The organism is Luteococcus sp. (assembly GCF_043424415.1).
Taxonomy (GTDB): domain Bacteria; phylum Actinomycetota; class Actinomycetes; order Propionibacteriales; family Propionibacteriaceae; genus Luteococcus.
In genome coordinates, this window is record NZ_JBHWOO010000123.1 from 1 (window position 1) to 21,563 (window position 21,563).

A 21,563-nucleotide genomic window follows, 5' to 3' on the forward strand; every position below is an offset into this window, starting at 1 on the left:
ACGACGCCGACCCGTTGGACCGCACCCACTACCAGGGCGTCGGCCGGATCTGCACGGGCGGCTGAGCGCCCCGTTGGGGACGCCCAGCCGTGGCGGGGGCTGCTCAGCGTTGCGCGAGTGCCTGCTTGATCCGTCCCAGGCCATCGGCGAGGATCTCGGGGCTGGTGGCGACGTTCAGGCGCGCGAATCCCGCCCCGCCGGTGCCGAAGGTGTGGCCGGAGTTCAGCCAGACCTTCCCCTTGTCCAGCAGGAAGGCGGCCGGGTCCTCGCCCAGCCCGGTCTCGCGCATGTCGAGCCAGGCCAGGTAGGTGGCCTCCTGCCCGTCGTAGCGCACCCCGGGCAGTTCGTCGGCGACGAAGGCGCTGGTGGTCTCCACGTTCTCCGCGATCTGGTGACGGGCCTGGTCGAGCCACTCGTCGCCGTGCTCGAAGGCCGCGATGTTGGCCTCGATGCCCAGGGTGGTCGCGCCGTAGAGGTGGTCCTCGTGTGCCCCCTCGCGGAAGAGCCGCGCCCCGGCCTCGGTGTGGAGGGTGACCGTCGCGCAGGGCAGTCCGGGGATCGAGAAGGACTTCGACGCGCTGGTGATCGTCACGCAGTGGCTGGCGGCGGTCTCACTGACGCCCGAGTAGGCGACGTGCTCGATGCCGGGCAGGGTGAGCGGGGCGTGGATCTCGTCGGAGATCACCCAACCGTCGTACCTCGCGACGATCTCGGCGATGGCCGCCAGCTCCTCGCGGCTGAAGACCTTGCCCACCGGGTTGTAGGGCTGACACAGGACCAGGGTGCGGGCGCCCTCGGCGAAGGCCTTCTCGATCCCTTCCAGGTCGAAGCTCCAGCGGCCCGCGACGTCGGTGGCCGAGGGGTCCTCCAGCAGCGGCACCTCGACGGCCGGGCGTCCGGTCAGGCCGGGGATCACCAGGAAGTGCATGTAGGCCGGCGTGGTCACCACCACACCGGCGCCGGGCGGGGTGACGACGTCGAGGGCCACCTCGATGCCGGCCAGGACGTGCGGGACGACGGTGGTCCACTCCGGGTTCACGTCCATGCCCAGGCGCCGGGCGGCGAAGCGGCTGAAGGCCTCGGGCACCCGCTGGTCCACCTGGGCGTAGCCGAAGCCCTGGCGGGCGACCACCTGCTCGATGGCCTCACGCACCGGGTCGGCCAGCGGGAAGTCCATCTCGGCCACCCACATCGGCAGCACGTCGGGGCCCTGACGGGTCCACTTCATGCTCTGGCGCTCGCGCAGCTGCTGGGGGGTGAGGGGGTCGAATCCAGTCATGTCCTCGAGTCTGCCGCACCCGCAAGGGGTTCCCGGGCCGTGCCCGGATGGCAGCCCGGAGGCAAGAAGTGGCAAGTCGGCGCCGGGGTGGGGTCACGTCTCGATGATTGAGTCACTTTGAAGACAGCCCGATGACGCGCTGGAAAGGCCTCCTCATGACTTCGCAGCTCCCTGAGAACAAATCCGTCACCCAGGTCCCCGGACAGGAGGACCTGGTGGCCGTCCCCACCTCCCCCGGCGGCGTGGCCTATGTCCCCGTCGACGAGGACGCGCAGTTCGTCCGGCCGAAGGGCCGCACCGCCGCTGCCATCTCCCTGGCCACGGCACAGTCTGTGGACAACACCGAGGGTGGTGTCTCCAAGATCTTCTACCCCCAGATCATGTCCGCCTTCGATGTCGGCAAGGCAGGTCTGGGCGACATCTCCGCCCTCGGAATGTACGCCCGGATGATCTGCGGCCCCTTGTGGGCAATGGCCGCCGACCGCTGGGGTCGCAAGAAGATCCTGTTCATCGTCACCGGCCTGTGGGGCTTCTGGACCATTGCCACTGGTCTGGCGCAGAGCTGGAACCAGTTGATGCTGCTCTACGGCATCGCCCTGGTGGGTACCGTCGCCAGCGAGCCGATCATGAATGGCCTGCTGGGAAGTCTCTATGCCAAGTCGGAGCGTGGCAAGGCCTTCGGCACGGTCCGGGGTGTCTCGTCCTTCATCGGGATGGCGCTCACCCCGGCCCTTGGCCAGCTCGGTGACTACGACAACGGCTGGCGCTGGGCCATGGTGGCAATGGGCGTCATGTCCATCATCTCCGGCATTCTGATCCTCATCTTCGTGCACGAGCCGAAGCGCGTCGAGAGCAAGATCGCCGACGATCCCGATGCCGGCGTCTTCACGTGGTCCGATGCCGCCAAGCTGTTCAAGATCCCCACCCTGGTGGGCATGGCGCTGATGCTGCCAATGATCACCTCGCTGGTCATGTTTGCCTACCAGAGCACCTACTGGGCCAAGGACCTCGGCTATGGCGTCAAGAATGCTGCCTACCTCTACACGGTCATGCAGCTGGGCATGCTGTGCTCCGCCTTCATCGGCGGCTTCCTGGGCGACTGGTTCCAGCGGCGCTTCGGGGACAAGGGCCGCATCATGTTCTTCCAGCTCTATGCCCTTGCCTTCGCTGCCATGACCTTCGTCGCCTTCCAGGTGAGCTTCCCCAAGGGTGGCTACTACGTGGTCGTCTTCTTCCTGGGCCTGATCTTCTCGCTCGGCTTCTCCGGCTGCGTGCTGCCGATGGTCTCCAGCGTCGCCCCCAAGCAGCTCTCGGCCACGGCCTTCGCCGTGCTCTTCAGCCTGATCCAGGGCGCTGTCACCGGCATCCTTCTGCAGGTCAGTGGCCGCGTTGCCGACAACATCGGTCTGCAGGACACCTTCCTCTACTTCGTCACCCTGCCCTATGTCGCCAATGCGGTCTTCTGGACGATCTTCTACAAGATCTACCCCAAGGACGTCGCACGTCAGGCCGAGCGCACCGAGCTCATCGCCCGGGGCCGGTTCTGATCCAGAGCCAGTGCTGATCGCACACGGACGGCGCCCTGCGGGATTCCCGCGGGGCGCCGTCCGTGTGTTGGCCCAGCGCACGCGGCCCGTCCCGGACTCGCCAGTCCTCGGTCGGCATCTTCCGGCCACAACGGAACCGCCCGCCCTGCCGGAGCAGGACGGGCGGTTCGAAGACTGTGTCAGCCGGAGCTGGAGTCGTTGAGGCTGAATCAGCCGATCACGCGGATGTCGGCGGCCTGGGCGCCCTTGGGGCCCTGGACAACCTCGAACTCGACGCGGTCGTTCTCGTTCAGGCTCTTGAAGCCCGAGCCCTGGATCGCGCTGAAGTGAGCGAACACGTCGGCGGAACCGTCCTCGGGAGCAATGAAGCCGAAGCCCTTTTCGGCGTTGAACCACTTCACGATGCCAGTAGTCATGTCATCCCTGCTTTCTGGGTGCTGTGATGCGCGCCTTTCGCACATCTCGTAGCTGTGATGCCTGTGAACCATCCAGAAAACAGCCCGACCACTTCCGCAGGGGAGGCACCCGAAACCGCTTGTCATGCGAGGTACTAGAACTTCAACAACTGGTTTCCACCATACACGGGGCCTCCGGGGACCCCAAGCCAGATCGCGCTTTTGGGGTTGATTCTGGGTGAACGCGCGCATGTCGCTCGGTTTGAACGAGCCAAGTGCGAAGAAGTCGGCACTGGGGTCGCGGCCCTAGACTGGCGGGCATGAGTTTCCCCCTGCCCGCGCGCGGATCACGCCGCGTGCCACCCGCCGGGTTGGCCGCGCAGGGGGAGCGACGCACCACCGCACAGGCATGGGCCTTCACGGCCGGGGTCTGGCTCGTCTACACCGTCTACTGCCTGGGCCGTTACCCGCAGTTCCTGGCCGCCGGCTACGACCTGGGCATCTTCGACCAGGCAGTGCGCCGCTACTCACGCTTCGAGGCGCCGCTGGTGGCGCTCAAGGGCGACAACTACAACATTCTCGGCGACCATTTCCACCCGATCCTGGCCACTCTCGCCCCCCTGTACTGGATCTGGGACGACCCGCGGGTACTGGTCATCGCGCAGGCCGCCCTGGTCTGCCTCTCCATCCCGGTGGTGGCGCGGATGCTGCGCCGCCACGGCGCCCACTCCTGGCTGCTGTGGGTGCTGCTGGTGGGTTATGCCCTCAGCTGGCCCCTGCAACGACTGGTCGACTTCGACTTCCACGAGATCTGCTTCGCCATCCCGCTGCTGGCCCTGGCCCTCGACGGGCTGGACCGGCGCGACGACCGCCGACTCCTGCTGGCCTCCCTGCCGCTGCTGCTGGTGCGCGAGGACATGGGGATGGTGCTGGCGATGCTCGGACTGGCCCGCATCCTGCTCAGCCTGCGCGACCGCCGCGACGGCACCCGTCGCGACCTGCGACGAAGCCTCGCGCTCGGCTCGGCGATGATGCTGCTCGGCGTGGTCGTCTTCGCACTGGTGGTGAAGGTGGTGCTGCCCCACTTCGCGCCCAGCGGGCAGTTCGCCTACTGGTCCTATGACGCCCTGGGGCCCGACGCGTTCAGCTCGATCCGTTTCATCCTGCTCCACCCGCTGCGCACCGCCGAGATCTTCTTCTTCCCCTGGGAGAAGTCGCGCGGCCTGCTCTACCTGCTGCTGCCGCTGGCCTTCGTCGCCGTGCGCTCCCCGATGCTGCTGGCCACCCTGCCGCTGCTGGCCCAGCGCAACCTGTCCTCGCGCACCCACCTGTGGGGCACGGCCTTCCACTACTCCGCCCCGATCTTCGTGATCCTCGTCTTCGCCACCGCCGACGCGATGAGCCGCCTGGGCCCGGCCTGGCGACGACGACTGGCCGCCTTCATCGTGGCGATGGTGGCCATCACCCCCGCCTTCGACCTGGCCGTCCAGGGCCGCAACTACCCCTTGGTGCGGCTGTTCTGGTCCTCCTGGCAGCGCAAGCCGATCATGGAGCACCAGAGGGCCGTGCTCACCCACATCCCGCCCAACACCTGCGTCGAGGTCGACGACCGGCTGGCGGTCCACCTCACCCGCACCAACCGGGTCACCCTGCCCACCCTCACCCGCCGCACCAGCGACTTCGTGGTCATCGACATGAGCCAGGACGAGGTGGGCTACCCCCTGCCCAGCCCCGCCACCGTCGAGGATCTGTTGAAGAGCAAGGAGTACACGCCCGTCGCCAAGGAAGGGTCCATCACCGTCTGGCAGCGTCCCGGTTACTCTGGGCCCAGTGAAGGGTGCGGCCCCGACGCGCCCTGAACCCTGAGGCCCCTCAGGTCCCCCGACGAGTCGATGGAGAGCCGTATGGACAGCCGCGAGACCCGCCCCGACGCCCGCCATCGTCCCGAGGGAGTTGGGCAGCCCGGGGGAGCCGTGCAGCTCGACGACCAGGGGCCTGAGCTCAGCCCGTCGCCCGGACCCGACCGCCCCATGGCCTCGATGGCGGGCGTGGGCCTGTTCCGGGTCGAGCACCCATCGCAGCAGGTGCACCACTTCCGCCAGCGCACGGCCGGCGGCTCCAGCCACCTGGCCGAGGGCTTCGATGTCGAGCCCGGCACCGTCTGGCAGGTGGCCGTCTTCTGCGACCTGGAGCACGACCCCCGCTCCAACAGCTCGCCCGAGCCCAACCACGACTGCCGCTCGATCGGCCTGCTCTTCGTCACCGATGACGGCCCCGGCACCCTGCGCGACCAGCACGGGCACGCCATCGACGGACAGCGCCGCTGCCTGGTGGGCAACAACTGGAACCTGCTCAGCCTCGACCTGTCCCCGCTGGCCGGCCGGCGGGTGCACGAGGTGCGGCTGGCCTCCGTCCCCGGCCTGGTCGGTGCCGGCTGGGTGCAGGTGCGCGGGGTCCGCCCGGCGCCGGTGGAGGCCGCCGATCCCGTCGACCGGGTCCGCACCACCCGCGGCACCCACTCCGACTTCCTCTACTCCCGCGGCAATGCCCTGCCCCTGACCTGCCTTCCGCAGGGCTTCAACTTCCTGGTGCCGCTGACCGAGAGCCGCGACCGCAACTGGCTCTACGGCTGGCACCGCGACGGCGGCCCCGAACCCCGCCTGGAGGCGCTGGCCTTCAGCCACCAGCCCAGCCCCTGGATCGCCGACCGCTCCGCCTTCCAGGTGATGGCCTGGCAGGGCCGCCCCAGCGCACAGCCGTCGCACCGGGCCCGCGTCTTCAGCCACGACGATGAACTCGACCGGCCCCACCACTACCGGGTGCGCCTCGAGGGCGGGATCACCGCCGAGATGGCCCCCACCAGCCGCGCCGCGATCTTCCGCTTCAGCTTCGACTCCGGCGAGCGCCACGGCGTCGTGCTCGACCAGCCCTATGCCGGCAGCATCTCCACCGAGGAGCTCTCCGACGGCCGCCTCGCCTTCCGCGCCGCCATCGCCCCCGCCTCGGGTTGGAGCGCCGGGCTGCACCTGCCCGCCCCGCCCGCCTATGTCTATGGCGAGACCAATGTCCCGGTCACCGTCCACGCCGCCCGGGAGCGCCGCAGCCCGCTGGAGGGCTTCAGCTGGCGCGGCAAGCGCTTCCACAAGAGCTGGTTCGGCCGGCTGAAGCTGCCGATGCAGCGGCCCCAGGCCCTCGTGCTGGAGACCGACGCACCAGTGGTGGAGGTGCGCGCGGCGATGAGCTTCATCGGCGTCGACCAGGCCCGCCGCACCCTGGCAGCCGAGATCGGACTGCTGGGAACCGAGGCCTGCAAGGGCTTCGATGACGTGGTCGCCGAGGCCCGTGAGGCCTGGTCGGCCCTGCTGGAACGACTCGAGATCGACGGCGGCACCCTCGATGCGCGCACCACGGCCTGGTCGAACTTGGCGGCGCTCTACTGCTGGCCCAATGACCACCACGAGGCCGTCGCCGACGGGTCCGAGCAGGGCTGGCACTGGGCCTATGCCTCGCCCTTCCGCCCGGCCGCCCCGCACACCCCGGAGCGCACCGGCTGCCAGGTGGTCGATGCCCAGCTGCAGGTGAACAACGGCTACTGGGACACCTTCCGCACCTGCTGGCCGCTCTACTCGCTGCTCACCCCTGAACGCGCCCCGGAGCTCTTGGGCGGGATCCTGCAGCAGTACCGCGACGGCGGCTGGATGGCCCGCTGGTCGGCGCCCGGCTATGTCGACTGCATGCCCGGCACCAGCTCGGACGCGATCTTCGCCGACGCCTCCCTGCAGCACACCCTGACCGGGGCCGACGAGCTCGACGCCTATGACTCGGCGCTGCGCAATGCGACGGTGCCGCCCGACCATGCTCTGGCCGGGCGCAAGGGAATCGGCCGGGGCCGCTTCGTCGGCTGGATCGACACCTCCACCGAGGAGGGGCTGGCCTGGACCATGGACAATGCCTCCTGCGACGCGGCGATCGGGCTGTGGTCGGGCCGGCTGGCCGCACGGGCCCGCGCTGGGGAAGAGGGCCTGGCCGACCGGGTGGAGGAGTTCGAGGCCAATGAGCGCTGGTTCGCCAACCGCGCCCTGGTGCACGCCGAGATGTTCGATCCGCGCATCGGCTTCTACCAGGGCCGGCGCCCCGACGGCGGCTTCCGCGTCGAGCCCGCCGACTTCGACCCGCGCCAGTGGGGCCATGACTACACCGAGACCAATGCCTGGGGGCAGGCCTTCCACGCACCCCACGACGGGGCATTGCTGGCCCGGCTGCTCGGCGGCGAGCAGGCCCTGGCCGCCAAGCTTGACGAGATGCTGGACACCCCGGCGGTCACCCGCCCGTCGATGTGGGGCAGCTATGCCTACAACACCCAGGAGATGAACGAGGCCGAGGCCGACGGCCTGGGGCAGCTGGCAATCAGCAACCAGCCCGCCCACCACATCCCCTTCATGTACCTGTTCGCCGGGCAGCCGCACAAGACCCAGTGGCTCACCCGGGAACTGCTCGACACCCGCTTCGTCGGATCCGAGATCGGGCAGGGATATCCGGGCGACGAGGACAACGGCGAGATGAGCGGCTACTGGCTCCTGCTGGCCCTGGGCCTCTACCCCTTGTTCGTCGGGGGTGGCGAGTTCGCCATCACCTCGCCGCTGTTCGAGCGGATGGCCTTCCGTCGCGCCGACGGCAGCCGCCTGGAGGTGCGGGCCACCGGAGTCGAGCACCGCTATGTCCAGCAGCTGCGGGTCAATGGTGAGTTGTGGAATGCGGTCAGCATTCCCGTCGAACTGCTGCGCGGCGACGTGCTGCTGGAGTTCGAGCTGGGCCCCGAGCCGTCCAACTGGGGTGCCGGCACCCGGCCGTGGAGCGCGTCGACGGCCACCGGCGAGCCGGTGCGCTGGCGTGCTGACCGGACCCTCGGCGCGGCCGTCGAGGGTCCGCTGGAGCTGGTGGACGACCGCGGGGAGCGGGTGGTGGAGCTGCAGGCGGGGGAGTCGGTGACCTTCACCTGGCACGAGGGCTTCGTGCCCGAGTGGATCACCTTGACCAGCCCTGATGTGGAGCCTCTGCCGGTGCGGCTGGAGGCGCGCGCTGGCGACCAGTGGCGGGACCTCGGCATCACCCCGCGACCGGCCCGCTGGCGGGGCCAGACCCAGGCCTACCTGGGCGATGGGCAGCCGGCCGAGCAGTTGCGCCTGGTGGCGGTGGGTCCGTGCCGGCTGGTGCAGGTGGAGGTCTACTGACCCGGCCTGGTCTGGCGGTTCGGCCCCGGCAGGAAATTCGCTTCGGCAGGTGATTCGGTGCGGCAGGGGGCCGTGCTGCCTCAGGCCGCCGTAATTGCACCGCATACGGCGCTGGAAGGTTCAAATTGTCCTCCGTGGCCGTATGAGCTGCATTTTCAGCAGCTCTGGGTCCTGCAAAGTGCTGAATTCCTGTTTCCGGCGGCGTAGGTTCACCCCCAGGGGGCGCCGTGGCCGCCCGGGAAGGGGAGGCGCCATGCGCTACCAGGTGGAATCCGAGGTGGCACGCCTGCAACAGGTGATCGTGCACCGCCCGGGCGTGGAGATGTCGCGCCTGACCCCCGGCAACATGGGGGAGCTGCTCTTCGACGACATCCTGTGGCTCGAGCGAGCCCAGCAGGAGCACGACCAGTTCGTCGAGGCGCTGGCCTCCCGCGGGGCCGAGGTCCTGCTCCTGCACACCTTGCTCGCCGAGACGATGGCCATCGACGAGGCTCGCCGAGAGCTGTCGGCCAGGGTCTTCGGCCCCCACCTGCTCGGCCCCGCCGGCGCCGAGGCCCTGCAGCAGATGGCAGCCGGCCTCGGGCCGCACGAGCTGGCCGACCTGCTGGTGGCGGGGCTGACCCGACGCGAGGTGCTGGAACGCATCGGGGAACCCGCCGCCCTCGGCCTGATGGTGCGCGGCCTGGACGACTTCGTCATCGACCCGCTGCCCAACCACTTCTTCACCCGCGACACCTCCTGCTGGGTGGGTGGACGGGTACAGGTCAATGCGATGGCGCTGCCGGCCCGGCGCCGCGAGGCGCTCAACTACGAGGCCATCTACCGCTGGCATCCCCGCTTCGCCGGCACTCCCCGCTGGGGCGGGGTCTGGCCCGAGCCCACCGAGGGCATCGCCGACGGGTTGTGGCCCGATGAGCGTGGTGCGCTGGAGGGCGGCGACGTGCTGGTGGTGGGCAATGGCTCGGTGCTGGTCGGGCTGGGGGAGCGCAGCACCCCGCTGGGTGCCGAACGGCTGGCGCGTTGCCTGTTCGCGGCCGGCGCGGCGAACCGGGTGGTGGCGGTGGACATGCCGCAGGAGCGGGCGATGATGCACCTGGACACCGTGATGACCATGCTCGACGAGCACTCCTTCATCCGCTATTCCGGCTTCGGCGACCGCGCCACCTGGGTGATGACCGCGCGCGACGACGGCGGGCTGTCGATCGAGTCCCGGGAGCCAGCCGATTTCCCGCAGGTGCTGGCGCAGTGCCTGGGGGTGGAGCGGGTGCGCCTGCTCACCGCCCCGCACGATGACCTGGTGGCGCAGCGCGAGCAGTGGAATGACGCCTGCAATGTGCTGGCGCTGGAGCCGGGGGTGGTGCTGGGTTATGAGCGCAACCATCTCACCCGGCGTTTCCTGGAGGGCCACGGCATTGAGGTCATCCCGGTGCCCGGCGACGAACTGGGCCGGGGCCGTGGCGGGCCGCGCTGCATGACCTGCCCCACCCGTCGAGGCTGATCGGCGCTGGACACCGGCAGCTGGACCATGAAAAGGGCCCCGGGGGTTGATCCCCGGGGCCCCTCGTCGGCTGGTTCAGGCGATGGTCACCGGGATGCTGACGGTGGTGCCCGAGGCTTCGGCCGTGAGCGTCAGCACGGCGGCACCCCTGGCGACGGTCGACGGCACGGTCACCGTGATCGTGGCCTTGCCGTCGGCGACGGTGGCGGTGCCGACCTGCACGTCACCGATGGTGGCCCTGAGCTGGCTGTTGGCGACGGCACCGGTGGACTTCATGTCCAGGCTGTCGAGCTGGAGTGCACCCTGCGGGGCTCCGACGGTGAAGGTCGCGGCCTGGCCTGCGGTCAGGGTGGCCGGGGTCGGGCTGACGCTGACGGCGCCGCGGGCGAAGCTCGGCGAGACGGTCTGCTGGGCGCCCAGCCAGTCCACCCAGGCGGCCAGGTCGCTGGCACCGGTGTCACGGGTGTTCTGGCCCTCGGCGAGGACGCGGAAGTTGTCGCCGCCGGTGACCAGGAAGTTGCCCGAGCCGACGGTGTAGAGCTTGGCCGGGTCGATGGGTGCGCCGTTGACGGCGATCGAGGTGATCCGGTCGCCGGCGGGGCGGGACTCGTCATAGGTGTAGGTGACGTTCTTGCTCAGGCCCAGCTGCAGGTAGGGGCGGCTGGGGGTGGTGCCGTCGGCATTGGTCTGCCACTGCTGCTCGAGCATCGTCTTGACCTGGGCGCCGGTGAGCTGGGTGGTCATCAGGGTGTTGGCGAAGGGCAGCACGGCCGCGGCGGCCTGGTAGCTGATCTCGCCGGCGGGCAGGTCGGCGCGGGTGCCGCCGGGGTTCTGGACGCCGATGAAGTCGGCGTCGCCGTTGCCCAGGACGTCGAAGAACATCTGGGCGACCATGTTGCTCAGCGAGCTCTCGGTGGCGCGATTGTCGAGGCTGCCGTCGGCCTTGAGCCCGCGGGTGACGGGGGCGGTGGAGGTGGCGATGGTGCGGCTGCCGATGACGCTGGCCTGGGCCAGGGTGTCGGTGGTGATCTTCTGCACCTCGGCGACGCGCGGGTACTGGGCCACCAGGGTGGGCACCTGGGCGCTGTCGACCACGGGCAGGTTCTGGGCCCGGGCGCTGCACACGGTGCCGCGGAACTCGGCGCCGGGATCCTTCACCGAGCCGAAGCCCTTGCCGGAGTTCTTGCCGGGGCGCACGGCGCGGCTGGCGTCGACGCGCAGCTGGACCTGGCCGACGAAGGCGCCGTAGCTGCCGGACTCCAGGACGGGGCGGGTGCGGCCCGTGCCGGGCACGGGAGCGTCCCAGACGTAGTTCTGGTGGGTGTGGGCGGTGAGGATGGCGGCGACCTTCGGCGAGGTGCCGTTGACGATGTCTGCAAAGGGCTTGCTGGCCAGGGCCTGGTCCAGGGTGGCGGGCTCGCTGACGGCAGCACCCTCGTGGTAGCTGGCCACCACGACGTCGGCCTCGCCGTTGGTCGGGTCGCCGTCGGTGAGCTGCGCGGTGGTGCGGTTGACGGCCCCGACTGGGTCACCGAGGTCGACGTGCTGGAAGACCTCGGTGCCGACCAGGCTCTTGAGGTCGCCGGTGACGGCGCCGACGGTGGCGACCTTGATGCCGTTGCGCTCCTCGATCCGGTAGGCGTCGACGGCTGGCGTGGTGGTGCCCTTGGTGTAGAGGTTGGCGGCCAGGTAGTCGAAGTCGGAGCGCTCCTGCAGACGGCCGGAGAAGTCGTCCCAGCCGCGGTCGAGCTCGTGGTTGCCGACGGTGGAGGAGTCCAGGTCCATCGCGTTGAGGATGTCGAGGGTTGGGTTGTCCTCCTGCACCGCGGACGGGAAGAGTGAGGCGCCGACGTTGTCGCCGCTGGAGTGCAGGATGGTGGACTGTTCGCCGGAGGCCTGGCGGGCCTGTTCGACGGTGCCGAAGAAGGCGACGGTGTCGGGGCTCTTGGTGGCGATGCGGCCGTGGAAGTCGTTGAAGGCCAGCAGGTTCACCACGCTGGTCTGCTGCTGACAGGCGGCCATCTTGGTGTGGTTGGGCTTGGTGTGGTTGGGATTGGTGTGGTTGGGCTTGCTGTGGTTGGGCGGGGTGGTGGGCGCCTTGGCGGCGGCGATGGTGCTGCTGCTGGCTGCGAGGGCGACGGCGGCGAGTCCGGTGGCGGCGAGGCGCGCGAGTCCGGGCTTGGACATGGGTTCTCCTTCGTGGGCGATCCGGCTGGATCGGGCGGGTCGTGGCGCTGGGGTGCGTGCCCGTGGGGGGTGGACGGACTCGTGTGCGGCGCTGCACTGTTCATCGTCGTCAAGGTCACCGGCCATGGCAAGCGTCTTGTCGATCAGTTGCCCCATCGTTCACCCGGCAGTGCCGTGGGCCGGGCCTAGAGTGGGGTGACGTGAATGACGCCTCATCCCCGATCGACGGCCACCTCGACCACGAGATTCCCTGGGCCATGCAGTTCGCGGTCCGCTATGACAAGGCCAGGCCGGCCAGCCACGTCGACACCTGCGAGGCGGTCGCCCGGGCGGCGGTGGCCCTGATCAGTTCACCGCAGGCCCGTGACGGCCAGTGGCGTGAGGCCGTCGACCACTGGCGCGACGGCAGGATCCGCAAGCTGGTGCGTCGGGCGCGGGGCGAGGTGCGCTGGCAGGAGGTGCACCAGCTGGACGGCGTCACCGTCGAGCAGCAGGGCGACGAGTCCGAGGGGTTGGCGGGGGCACGGGCCTTCGTCCCCGGGCCGGTGCGTCCGCTCCACCCGATCCTCAAGAAGCTGCAGGTGGAGGGCACCGAGCTGCCCGATGCCCATCCTTCGCGCACCGAGGATGCGCTGGTGCGGGTGGGCATCAGCCCGCACATCACGATGAGCACCGGCAAGGCTGCCGCCCAGTGCGCGCATGCCGCGCAGCTGGCCTGGGAGCAGATGGACGGGCCGACGCGGACCGGCTGGGCCGCCGACGGTTTCCGGCTGCGGGTCGAGACCGTCGATGCCGAGCAGTGGGCCAGCGACCAGGGCCGGGTGCAGGTGGTCGACGCCGGTTTCACCGAGCTGGACGGTCCGACGGAGACCACGCGCGCCTGGTGGTGAGGGTCTCGGATCCTCACCCCTCCAGGGCGCCGATCCCGACCAACCAGGCGCGGGTGTCGGTGTCGTCGACGAACAGGTGGGTCTGCCAGCCACGGGCTGCGGCTGCCTCGAGGTTGCGGGGGCGGTCATCGATGAAGTGGAAGCCCGCGGGGTCGGTGCCCAGTTCCTGCTCCACCACCTGGTAGATGCCCGGATCGGGCTTCATCACGCCGAGTGCGCCGGAGATGAAGACGCCGTCGAGGAAGAAGCGCCAGTCGCTGTGCCCGACGGCCTCGGTGAAGCGCGCCGCGGCATTGGACAGCAGCCAGACGCGGTGGTCGGTGGCCGAGAGCTCCGCCAGGATCGCCTGCGCCTCGGGTCGTAGCTGGGTCCACAGGGTCACGTCGTGGGCGGACAGGTGCTCGACGGCACGCTCGTTGACGGGGATCTGCCCCGCGACGGCCTGCCAGTAGTCGTGGTCGCTGCCGCCGCGGTCCCAGTCGTCGCGGTGCCTCCAGTAGGGCCCGTGCACCTGGTGCGGGGCCAGGCCCAGGGCTTCGGCGGCGTCGCGCACCTGGGAGGTCTCCGAGACCAGCACCCCACCCAGGTCGAAGATGATCTCCATCCCGTGAGCCTAGGAGGGGCTGCCGGCAGGAGCAATGGCCCCGCGGGTGATGCCGGCCTCAGCCCAGCCGCCGCGGCAGGTTCTCCTGCTGCTCGGCCCAGGCCTCGGGAACCCACATGCAGGTGGGGTCGCTGGCCAGGTAGTCGCCGGTCATCGCGTACGACGTGGAGCGCGACCCGCCGCACAGCTTGTTGAACTCGCACACCCCGCACTTGCCCTTGAACTCGTCGGGGCGGCGCAGCGCCTGGAAGACCGGCGAGTTGACGTAGATCTCGTGGAAGGGCTGGTCCTTGACGCTGCCACAGTGCTCCGGGAGGAAGCCATTGGGGTAGACATCGCCCAAGTGGTCGATGAAGGCGAAACCGGACCCGGAGTTGACGGCCATCGGCGCGCGCGGCCGGCGGGGCTTCTCGGGGGCGGCGCCCAGCAGGCGGGTGGTCTCCTCGGTGAGGTAGTGGTAGAGCTCGCCGCGGTGGGCCACCTGGTCGGGCACGGGGATGCCGTTGCGGGCCTGCTCGCGCTGTACCGCGATGCGGCGGTACTGCGGCGCCTCGGTGGTCTTGATGGCGATGCGGTCGCTGATGTCGTGCAGCCAGTTGAGCACGTCCTCGCGCTCCTCGGGGCTCAGCGCATTGAGCGCGGCACCGCGGCCCGTGGGCACGAGCATGAAGGTGTACCACATCTTCGCACCCATCCCCAGGACGGTCTTGAGCAACAGGGGGGCCTCACGGATGTTGCTCTTGGTGAAGGTGGAGTTGATCTGCAGGCGGTAGCCCTCGGCATTGATCCAGGCAGCGGCCTCGACGGTCTTGTCGAAGGTTCCGGGGAAGCCGCGGAAGGCGTCGTGGGTCTCGGCGGTGGCGCCGTCGAGGCTCATCGACATCGCCTTGCCGCCGGCCTCGCGCATCTGGTGCAGCCGTTCCGGCGTCAGCAGCGGGGTGACCGAGGGAGACAGCGAGACCGACAGGCCCTTCTCGGTGCCGTAGCGGCACAGCTCGGCCAGGTCGGGACGCTCGAAGGGGTCGCCCCCGGTGAACACGACCAGCGGCTTGGGGTTGTCGTAGGCGGCCAGGTCGTCGAGCAGTTGCTTGCCCTGCTCGGTGGTCAGCTGGTCGGGGTGGGCGCGGTGCTGCGCGTCGGCGCGGCAGTGCTTGCACACCAGGGCACAGGCCCGGGTCACCTCCCAGATGACGATGAAGGGCTTGGTGTTGATGTCGTGGCGCACGGTGCGCACCACGGGGGCGTGGTGGGCACGGGTGTGCTCGGGCGCCTCGTCCCCCACGGTGGTGGGGACATCGGACGGATGGGTGGTGGTCACCTGGATTCCTTGCTGTCGGTGCTGGCGCCGAGTGCGTCGGCGACGAGGGTGGCGGCCTGCTGGCCGGAGCGGACGGTGGCGCCGATGCCCAGCCCGTCGACGGTGGCGCCGGCGATGGCGATGCCGCCCAGTGCGGCCAGCTGCTCACGGGCGGTGGCGACACGTTCCTTGTGGCCGGGCATCAGCTGGGGCATGGCATGCGGCCAGCGGTACACCAGCCGCACCTGGGGTTCGGCGTCGATCCCTGTCATGGAAGAGATCTCGGTGGCCACGCGGGTGGTCATCCGATCATCGTCGAGCTCGTCGAACAGGGAACTGTCGACGCGCCCGACAGAGGCGCGCAGCAGGTGATGTGTCGAGCCGAGTTCGGGCCACTTGCGGGTCAGGTTGGTGGCGGCCTTGAAGGTGCGCACCCGCTTGCTCGGCAGCAGGATTCCGTTGAAGTCACACAGGATGCGGCTCTTCGCGGCGGCGGCGCGGTCCCAGCCGAGCAGCACCGTGGCCACCGAAGCGGTGGGCACGCGGTCGTAGAGCTGGGCGGTGGCGGGACTATGGGGGCGCAGCAGGTCGGCGGTGACGGCTCCCGGGGTGGTGAACAGCACCTGGTCTGCGGCCAGGCGCTCCCCGCCGTCGAGGATGACCGTCCACCGCGCACCCTCGTGCTCCAGCCCGACGACCCGGGCGCCGGTGCGGATGGTGGCTCTGCTCTGCTCAGCCAGGGCCCGGGTGAAGGCGGCCAAGCCGCCCGGCCAGGAGGCGAAGGCGGGCAGCGGGGCCTTCTGCGGGCCGGAGGCCGGCTTGCTGCGCTTGAGGTTCTTGAGCAGCATCGAGCGCCCGGCGGAGGCGTCGTCGACGAGCTGGGGTGCGGTGGCGCGCAGGGAGAGGCGGTGGACGTCGCCGCCGTGCAGGTTGCCCAGCAGGGGGTCGACGAAGGTGTCGGTGACCTCGCGCCCGAAGCGGGCACGGGTGAAGTCGCCCACGGCGATGTCGGAGTCCACCTTGCGCAGCGCGGTGAGCGGCTCCAGGCCGGCGCGCAGCAGGCCGAGGGGGCTGAGGATGCCCGACTTGAGCACGGGCCAGATCCTGGTGGGGCCGGTGGGGCCGACACCGGCGGGCAGCGGCCGCAGGCCCTTGCGGGTGGCCATCACGGAGCTGCCGGGGGCGGCGCCCACCACGGACTCGGCCAGGCCGAGCTCGCGGACAAGGGCGGCGACGTGGGGTGCCCCGAGGTGGACTGCCTCGGCGCCGACGTCGACCTGCGCCCCGTCAACCTCGATGGTGTGGACCTGTCCGCCGACGTGGTCGGATGCCTCCAGGCAGATGACGTCCACCGATGGGTCCCGGGCGATCTCGCGGGCTGCGACGAGTCCGGTGATGCCGGCTCCGACGACGATGACGCGTTTGGTCATGGCTCACCTCCGTAGTGCTGCCGAGACTACCCGGAGCATTCCGGAGAAAATCGGGCGGGGTGCCGCCTGGCCTCCTTGTGGCCGCTCAGGCCCTCACAGGATGCGCAGGAGCTGCGGGGTCATGCCGTTGTCGATTCCCCAGGCGACGGCCTGCGAGCGGCGGCTGACTCCGATCTTGCGGTAGGCCGAGCGAATGTAGGACTTCACCGAGTTGGGGCTCAGGTAGGCCTGGGCGGCGATCTCGGCATTGCTGTAGCCCTGCGCGATGAGCGAGATCATCTCCGCCTCGCGCATGGTCAGACCGGCAGAGCGACCGGGCCAGTCGTGGCCTCCGCGGCGCTCGGTGGTGGCGTCGACCTCCGCGGGGGTGGCCCAGGTGGTGGCGAGGCCGGCGGCCACGCGGTCCAGTTCCGCCAACAGCTGGCAGCCGGTGAGGGACTTGGGGATGATGGCGTCGATGCCGTGGGCGCGAGCGATGGACTGGGCCTCGGCGCGGGCGCCCCAGGTGTAGAGCGCCACCACGCCCACCAGGGGGTGGGCGAGCTGCTCCCGGATCACCTCGGCGGTGCGCCGGTCCTGCCCGACGAGGTCCACCAGGGCGATGTCGACAGGCTCGGTGACGGGCCCGTCGACGGACAGGTCCACCACCTCCACCCGGTCGCCAAAGGGTGCCAGGAGGGATCGCAGGCCTGCGAGGACGAGCTCGTGGTCATTGACGAGTGCTACGCGCATGGGGGCCGAGGTCACCCCGCGATTATGGCAGGGTGCCCGTCCAGAAACTCCGCACGAGGGGATGGGCCAGCCCTTTCCCACCCGCAAGGGTGTGCTCTCAAGGGGGCGCCATGGTGGCTCCGGCTGCTCTCTGTGGGGATCGAGAAAATTCATCACTCACTGACGGGCCAGGCTCGGCAGCGGCTGCTTGCCCGTGCTGCTTGGTCCGTGGTGGGATGATGTTGCGGTGCTGTACACCACCCACGCCCCCGTCGACCTCGGTGCCCTGCACCACAACCTGCTGGCCGTGCGCCAGCTGGCGGCCGGTCGCGAGGTTGCGCTGGCCGTCAAGGCGGACGCCTACGGACACGGAGCGGTGGCCGTCGCCCAGCTCGTGCAGGAGACCGGCTGCGCCGACCGGCTGGCGGTCGCGACCGTGCCCGAGGCCCTCGAGCTGCGCCGCAGTGGGATCACCCTGCCCATCCTCAAGCTCTCCCACTGCTTCCAGCACGAACTGTTCGCCGCCGTGCAGGCCGGTGTCACCCTCACCGTCGTCGACGAGCGCACCATCCGGCAGGCCGAGGGGGTCGCGGCCGGGCTGGGGGTCGTCGCCAATGTGCACCTGAAGGTGGACACGGGAATGCGACGCATCGGCGCCGAGCCGGAGGACGCCACCGAGCTGGTCCGGCTGGTCGACACCATGCCGCACCTGTTCCTCGAGGGCATCTTCACCCACCCCCCGGTCAGCGATGTCGCCGAGCAGTACCAGTGGACGGCCCAGGAGCTGGGCGACTTCCGCGCCCTGGTGACGGCGGTGGAGGCTGAGCGCGGACCGATCCCGCTGGTGCACGCCGCCCCCTCGGGGGCGATCCTCGGCCACGACCTGGAAGGCATGACGATGGTGCGGCCCGGCATCATCGCCTACGGCTACTACCCCGACCCCACCTCCCCGCACACCATCGAACTGCAGACAGTGATGGGCCTGACCAGCCGGATCAGTTTCCTCAAGCAGGTGGAGGCCGGACAGAGCGTCGGCTACGGCCGCACCTGGACCGCGGGGGAGAGCTCGTGGATCGCGACCATCCCCGTGGGCTACGCCGACGGCTACAGCCGCAGCAATTCCAATGTGGGCCATGCCCTGGTCGGCGGGCGTCGCTGCCCGGTGGCGGGGCGGGTCTGCATGGACCAGACGATGATCGACCTGGGGCCCGAGCTGGGCGACGTGCAGGTGGGCAACCCCGTCGTGCTGATGGGGCGCCAAGGACAGGAACAGATCACCGCCGACGACCTCGCCTCGATCATGGGCACCATCAGCTATGAGGTGCTGTGCCGGATCTCGCCGCGCGTGACGCGGGTCTACCTCGAGGGCTGAGCCCGAGTCCGCTCAGCGGCGACGGGTCACGAACTGCTTGCGCGCGAAGCTGCCGGTGCCCCAGGTGGCCCAGCCATCGGTGCCTGCACCGATCGCGCCACCCACGCCGGGGATCTTCTTGCCCGCCAGCAGGGAGACGCGCTTGCCACCCACCTGCCCCATCAGGGTGCCCAGCACCTTCTCGGCGATGGTGGAGTCCAGGGCCGGGTCGTGCACCGGGGCGGTCGCGATCGCCAGCGCCGAGCTGGGCAGCTCCTGGCGCTGGACGGCCTCCTGGGCGAGGTTCTCGCCGAGCAGGCACATCAGGATCGCGCTGCGCACCCGAGGGTCCTCGATGTCATAGCCGCGCAGGTGGGCGATGGCCGCCACCATGCGGCACTGGACGATTGCCACGCCGGTCACATTGGCGGGGATGCTCACCGCCAGCGTCGCCAGGCCGCCAAGGTTGGTCACGAAGCCCTGCGCGCCTGCCATGGCGACGTGCTGCTTGACGATCATGTTGACAGCCGGCTCCACCGCGCCCTGCTTCTGCAGCGCGGCGGCCGCCGTCGCCTTCGCACCGGGGATGCGGCCGGCGCCGTCGATGGCAAGGTCGAGTGCCTTGCGCAGCACCATCGCCGAGGCGCCCGGCGCCAACTGCGGAGCCTGCGCCAGAAGCTGCTTGCCGAAGTCCTTCGCCGTCGCCATCTCGTCCTCCTGCGGTCGTGGATCGTGCACTCCACCGTAGTGGAGGCCCGCCGCGGAACGGGGGCATGCCTGCCCTGAACCCTCCCTCATTCGCCGTCGGCGCAAGGGCCACCATGTGGTCCTGCCGTCGCGCCGGCAGGGGTGGGAGCACGATGGGGACCATCCGAGCAGGAGGAGCACCCCATGGGAACCCAGACACCCGAAACCCCGGCTGGCAGCGCGCAGACCGCAACCCTCGTCGTCGACGGCGTCAGCCACGAACTCCCATTGGTCACCGGCACCATGGGGGAACAGGCCATCGACATCAGCCGCCTGCGCGCCACCACCGGCCTGGTGACCCTCGACGAGGCCTTCGGCAACACCGCCAGCTGTCGCTCCGCGATCACCTACATCGACGGTGAGCAGGGGATCCTGCGCTACCGGGGCATTCCCATCGAGGAGCTGGCCCGCAACGGGTCGTCCTTCGTCGAGACGGCCTGGCTGGTGATCTTCGGCCAGCTCCCCACGCAGGCCGAGCGCGACCGCTTCTCCGAGCTGCTCACCGAGTCCTCCGCCCTGCACAACGACATGGGCAAGCACTTCGACGCATTCCCCGAGAGCGGCCACCCGATGGCCATCATGAACGCGATGATCAACGCGATGAGCACCCACACCAGGCCGCGCATCAATGACGAGGAGAGCTTCCTGGTCGCGGCCGCGCACCTGCTCAGCAAGGTGCGCACCATCGCGGCGGCCTCCTACAAGTCCCACAAGGGCGAGCCGATCATCTACCCGCGCCGCGACCTCAAGTACGTCGAGAACCTGCTGCACATGATGTTCTCGCTGCCCTACGACGACTACGAGCCGGTGCCCGAGGTGGCCCGCGCGCTCAACCTGTTCTTCACGCTGCACGCCGACCACGAGCAGAACTGCTCCACCTCGACCGTGCGCATGGTCGCGAGCTCCGACGCCAACCTCTACACGGCCTGCTCGGCGGGCGTCGCCGCCCTGTGGGGGCCGCTGCACGGCGGCGCCAACATGGCCACCGTGCAGATGCTGCAACGCCTGCACGACGAGGGCACCAGCGCCGCAGACCTGGTGGCCCAGGTGAAGGACCGCAGTTCCGGGGTGCGCCTGATGGGCTTCGGGCACCGCGTCTACCGCAACCGCGACCCTCGCTCCGTGATCCTCAAGGAGGCCGTCGACGACCTGCTGTGCGCACTCGACATCGACGACCCGCTGCTCGAGATCGCGCTGGAGCTGGAGGACGTGGCCCTGCACGACGACTACTTCGTGGAGCGAAAGCTCTACCCCAACGTCGACTTCTACTCCGGCATCCTGTTGCGAGCCATCGGCATCCCGCTCAACATGTTCACCGTGATGTTCGCGATCGGGCGGATGCCCGGCTGGATCGCGAACTGGCGTGAGGTGAACATGGACCCGTCCGGCCGCATCCAACGACCGCGGCAGGTCTACACCGGCCCTGAGCTCGTGGAGTGGGTGCCCCGCGAGCTGCGCTGAGTCCGTTGGTCGTGCTGGGTTCGTGGGCCGGGCTGGGTTCGTTGGTCGTCATCGGCGCACAGTGTCGGCGGCGGGTGCAACAGTAGGGATGTGCTTGCCCATGTCTTCGGCCCTTGGACCCAGTGGCCGGAACAGGACCTGGTGGCCTTCACGACCAACTTCGACGAGGACCTGGCCGTCGCCGCCTACTGTTCCGGCCTGTTCCCCATGCCCCTGCCCGAGTCCGGCTTCGACGAGATGGGCTGGTGGTCACCGGTCGAGCGCGGCATCCTGCCGCTGCAGCAGTTGCGCATCACCCGCAGCCTGCGCAAGAACCTGCGCCGCCAGGTGACCACTGTCGACGCCTGCTTCGAGCAGGTGCTGGCACGCTGCTCCGACCCCTCACGGCCCGACGGCTGGATCGACGACGACATCCGCGAGGTCTACACCGGGCTGCACCGGCGCGGCCTGGCACACTCGGTGGAGACCTGGGACGACGAGGGCCGCCTGGTCGGGGGGCTCTACGGCGTCTGCCTGGGAGGGCTCTTCGCGGGCGAGTCGATGTTCCACGACCTCGAGCACGGGCGCGACGCCTCCAAGACCGCGTTGGTGCGGCTGGTCAGCTGCCTGCTCGACGACGGCGCCGAACGGCTGCTCGACGTGCAGTGGCGCACCGACCACCTGGCCAGCCTCGGCGTGGTGGAGGTGGACCGGGTCAGCTACCTCAGCCGGCTGGACTCGGCCCTGGAGCTGCCGCCACCGGACTGGGGCGATGCGTCGAACCACGACCCGCTGACCGGGGATGCGCTGCTGTCCCTGCACGCCGAACGGTTGGCCGCGGCCCGGGCGCTGGCGGTCGAGCAGGAGGCAGAGGAGCTGGACGTGATCGAGGAGGAGAGTCGTGCCTGAACTTCCCGAGGTGGAGGCCCTGCGTGGCTTCCTGGACGAGCGGCTGC

The 21,563-nt window shown here is 69.9% G+C and carries 16 protein-coding genes; 8 read left to right on the forward strand and 8 right to left on the reverse strand.

What is annotated here, in order from left to right:
• Positions 1 to 103: 103 nt before the first annotated feature.
• On the reverse strand, positions 104 to 1,279 hold the full coding sequence (locus ACHFFZ_RS07420; RefSeq protein ID WP_394276012.1) for a MalY/PatB family protein: 1,176 nt from the start codon (positions 1,277 to 1,279) through the stop codon (positions 104 to 106).
• A 155-nt stretch (positions 1,280 to 1,434) separates the two neighbouring features.
• Here ACHFFZ_RS07420 and ACHFFZ_RS07425 point away from each other — a divergent pair, with 155 nt between their 5' ends.
• Complete coding sequence (locus tag ACHFFZ_RS07425) at positions 1,435 to 2,826, forward strand: MFS transporter (protein ID WP_394276013.1); 1,392 nt, start codon at positions 1,435 to 1,437, stop codon at positions 2,824 to 2,826.
• A gap of 209 nt (positions 2,827 to 3,035) precedes the next feature.
• On the opposite strand, the gene ACHFFZ_RS07430 is transcribed toward ACHFFZ_RS07425, so the two are convergent.
• The gene (locus ACHFFZ_RS07430) at positions 3,036 to 3,242 is read right to left on the reverse strand and encodes a cold-shock protein (protein ID WP_394276014.1); all 207 of its coding nucleotides are present in this window, start codon (positions 3,240 to 3,242) and stop codon (positions 3,036 to 3,038) included.
• A gap of 299 nt (positions 3,243 to 3,541) precedes the next feature.
• Here ACHFFZ_RS07430 and ACHFFZ_RS07435 point away from each other — a divergent pair, with 299 nt between their 5' ends.
• From ACHFFZ_RS07435 to ACHFFZ_RS07445, 3 genes are all read left to right on the forward strand, one after another.
• Complete coding sequence (locus ACHFFZ_RS07435) at positions 3,542 to 5,080, forward strand: DUF2079 domain-containing protein (RefSeq protein WP_394276015.1); 1,539 nt, start codon at positions 3,542 to 3,544, stop codon at positions 5,078 to 5,080.
• A gap of 45 nt (positions 5,081 to 5,125) precedes the next feature.
• Complete coding sequence (locus ACHFFZ_RS07440; protein WP_394276016.1) at positions 5,126 to 8,452, forward strand: GH92 family glycosyl hydrolase; 3,327 nt, start codon at positions 5,126 to 5,128, stop codon at positions 8,450 to 8,452.
• A 253-nt stretch (positions 8,453 to 8,705) separates the two neighbouring features.
• Complete coding sequence (locus ACHFFZ_RS07445; RefSeq protein WP_394276017.1) at positions 8,706 to 9,950, forward strand: arginine deiminase; 1,245 nt, start codon at positions 8,706 to 8,708, stop codon at positions 9,948 to 9,950.
• 75 nt (positions 9,951 to 10,025) lie between these two features.
• On the opposite strand, the gene ACHFFZ_RS07450 is transcribed toward ACHFFZ_RS07445, so the two are convergent.
• Positions 10,026 to 12,137, reverse strand: a complete 2,112-nt coding sequence (locus tag ACHFFZ_RS07450) for a bifunctional metallophosphatase/5'-nucleotidase (protein WP_394276018.1) — start codon at positions 12,135 to 12,137, stop codon at positions 10,026 to 10,028.
• A 257-nt stretch (positions 12,138 to 12,394) separates the two neighbouring features.
• Between ACHFFZ_RS07450 and ACHFFZ_RS07455 the strand changes: the two genes are divergently transcribed.
• Positions 12,395 to 13,027 carry a peptidyl-tRNA hydrolase gene (locus tag ACHFFZ_RS07455; RefSeq protein WP_394276027.1) on the forward strand — a complete coding sequence of 211 codons (633 nt, stop codon included), beginning with the start codon at positions 12,395 to 12,397 and terminating at the stop codon, positions 13,025 to 13,027.
• Between the two features lie 13 nt (positions 13,028 to 13,040).
• Here ACHFFZ_RS07455 and ACHFFZ_RS07460 read toward each other — a convergent pair whose 3' ends face one another.
• The 4 genes from ACHFFZ_RS07460 to ACHFFZ_RS07475 form a co-directional block, all read right to left on the reverse strand.
• Entirely contained in the window at positions 13,041 to 13,631 is a 591-nt protein-coding gene (locus ACHFFZ_RS07460) for an HAD family hydrolase (RefSeq protein WP_394276019.1), read from the reverse strand.
• A gap of 58 nt (positions 13,632 to 13,689) precedes the next feature.
• A complete protein-coding gene (locus tag ACHFFZ_RS07465; RefSeq protein WP_394276020.1) occupies positions 13,690 to 14,949 on the reverse strand; it encodes a TIGR04053 family radical SAM/SPASM domain-containing protein in 1,260 nt (419 codons plus the stop codon).
• Positions 14,946 to 16,358 (reverse strand): protoporphyrinogen oxidase, encoded by a 1,413-nt coding sequence (gene hemG / locus ACHFFZ_RS07470; protein ID WP_394276021.1) that lies wholly within the window; start codon positions 16,356 to 16,358, stop codon positions 14,946 to 14,948. The genes ACHFFZ_RS07465 and hemG overlap by 4 nt, the downstream gene beginning before the upstream one ends.
• Before the next feature lie 93 nt (positions 16,359 to 16,451).
• Positions 16,452 to 17,105 (reverse strand): LuxR C-terminal-related transcriptional regulator, encoded by a 654-nt coding sequence (locus ACHFFZ_RS07475; protein ID WP_394276022.1) that lies wholly within the window; start codon positions 17,103 to 17,105, stop codon positions 16,452 to 16,454.
• 211 nt (positions 17,106 to 17,316) lie between these two features.
• On the opposite strand from ACHFFZ_RS07475, the gene alr reads away from it, so the two are divergent.
• Entirely contained in the window at positions 17,317 to 18,441 is a 1,125-nt protein-coding gene (gene alr, locus ACHFFZ_RS07480) for an alanine racemase (protein ID WP_394276023.1), read from the forward strand.
• A gap of 12 nt (positions 18,442 to 18,453) precedes the next feature.
• Here the strand turns inward: alr and ACHFFZ_RS07485 are convergent, their stop codons facing one another.
• Positions 18,454 to 19,128: an EcsC family protein gene (locus tag ACHFFZ_RS07485; RefSeq protein WP_394276024.1), complete on the reverse strand. Its 675-nt coding sequence runs from the start codon at positions 19,126 to 19,128 to the stop codon at positions 18,454 to 18,456.
• A 183-nt stretch (positions 19,129 to 19,311) separates the two neighbouring features.
• On the opposite strand from ACHFFZ_RS07485, the gene ACHFFZ_RS07490 reads away from it, so the two are divergent.
• On the forward strand, positions 19,312 to 20,628 hold the full coding sequence (locus ACHFFZ_RS07490; RefSeq protein ID WP_394276025.1) for a citrate synthase: 1,317 nt from the start codon (positions 19,312 to 19,314) through the stop codon (positions 20,626 to 20,628).
• Positions 20,629 to 20,718: 90 nt separating this feature from the next.
• Positions 20,719 to 21,516, forward strand: a complete 798-nt coding sequence (gene aat, locus ACHFFZ_RS07495) for a leucyl/phenylalanyl-tRNA--protein transferase (RefSeq protein ID WP_394276026.1) — start codon at positions 20,719 to 20,721, stop codon at positions 21,514 to 21,516.
• Positions 21,517 to 21,563: the final 47 nt, after the last annotated feature.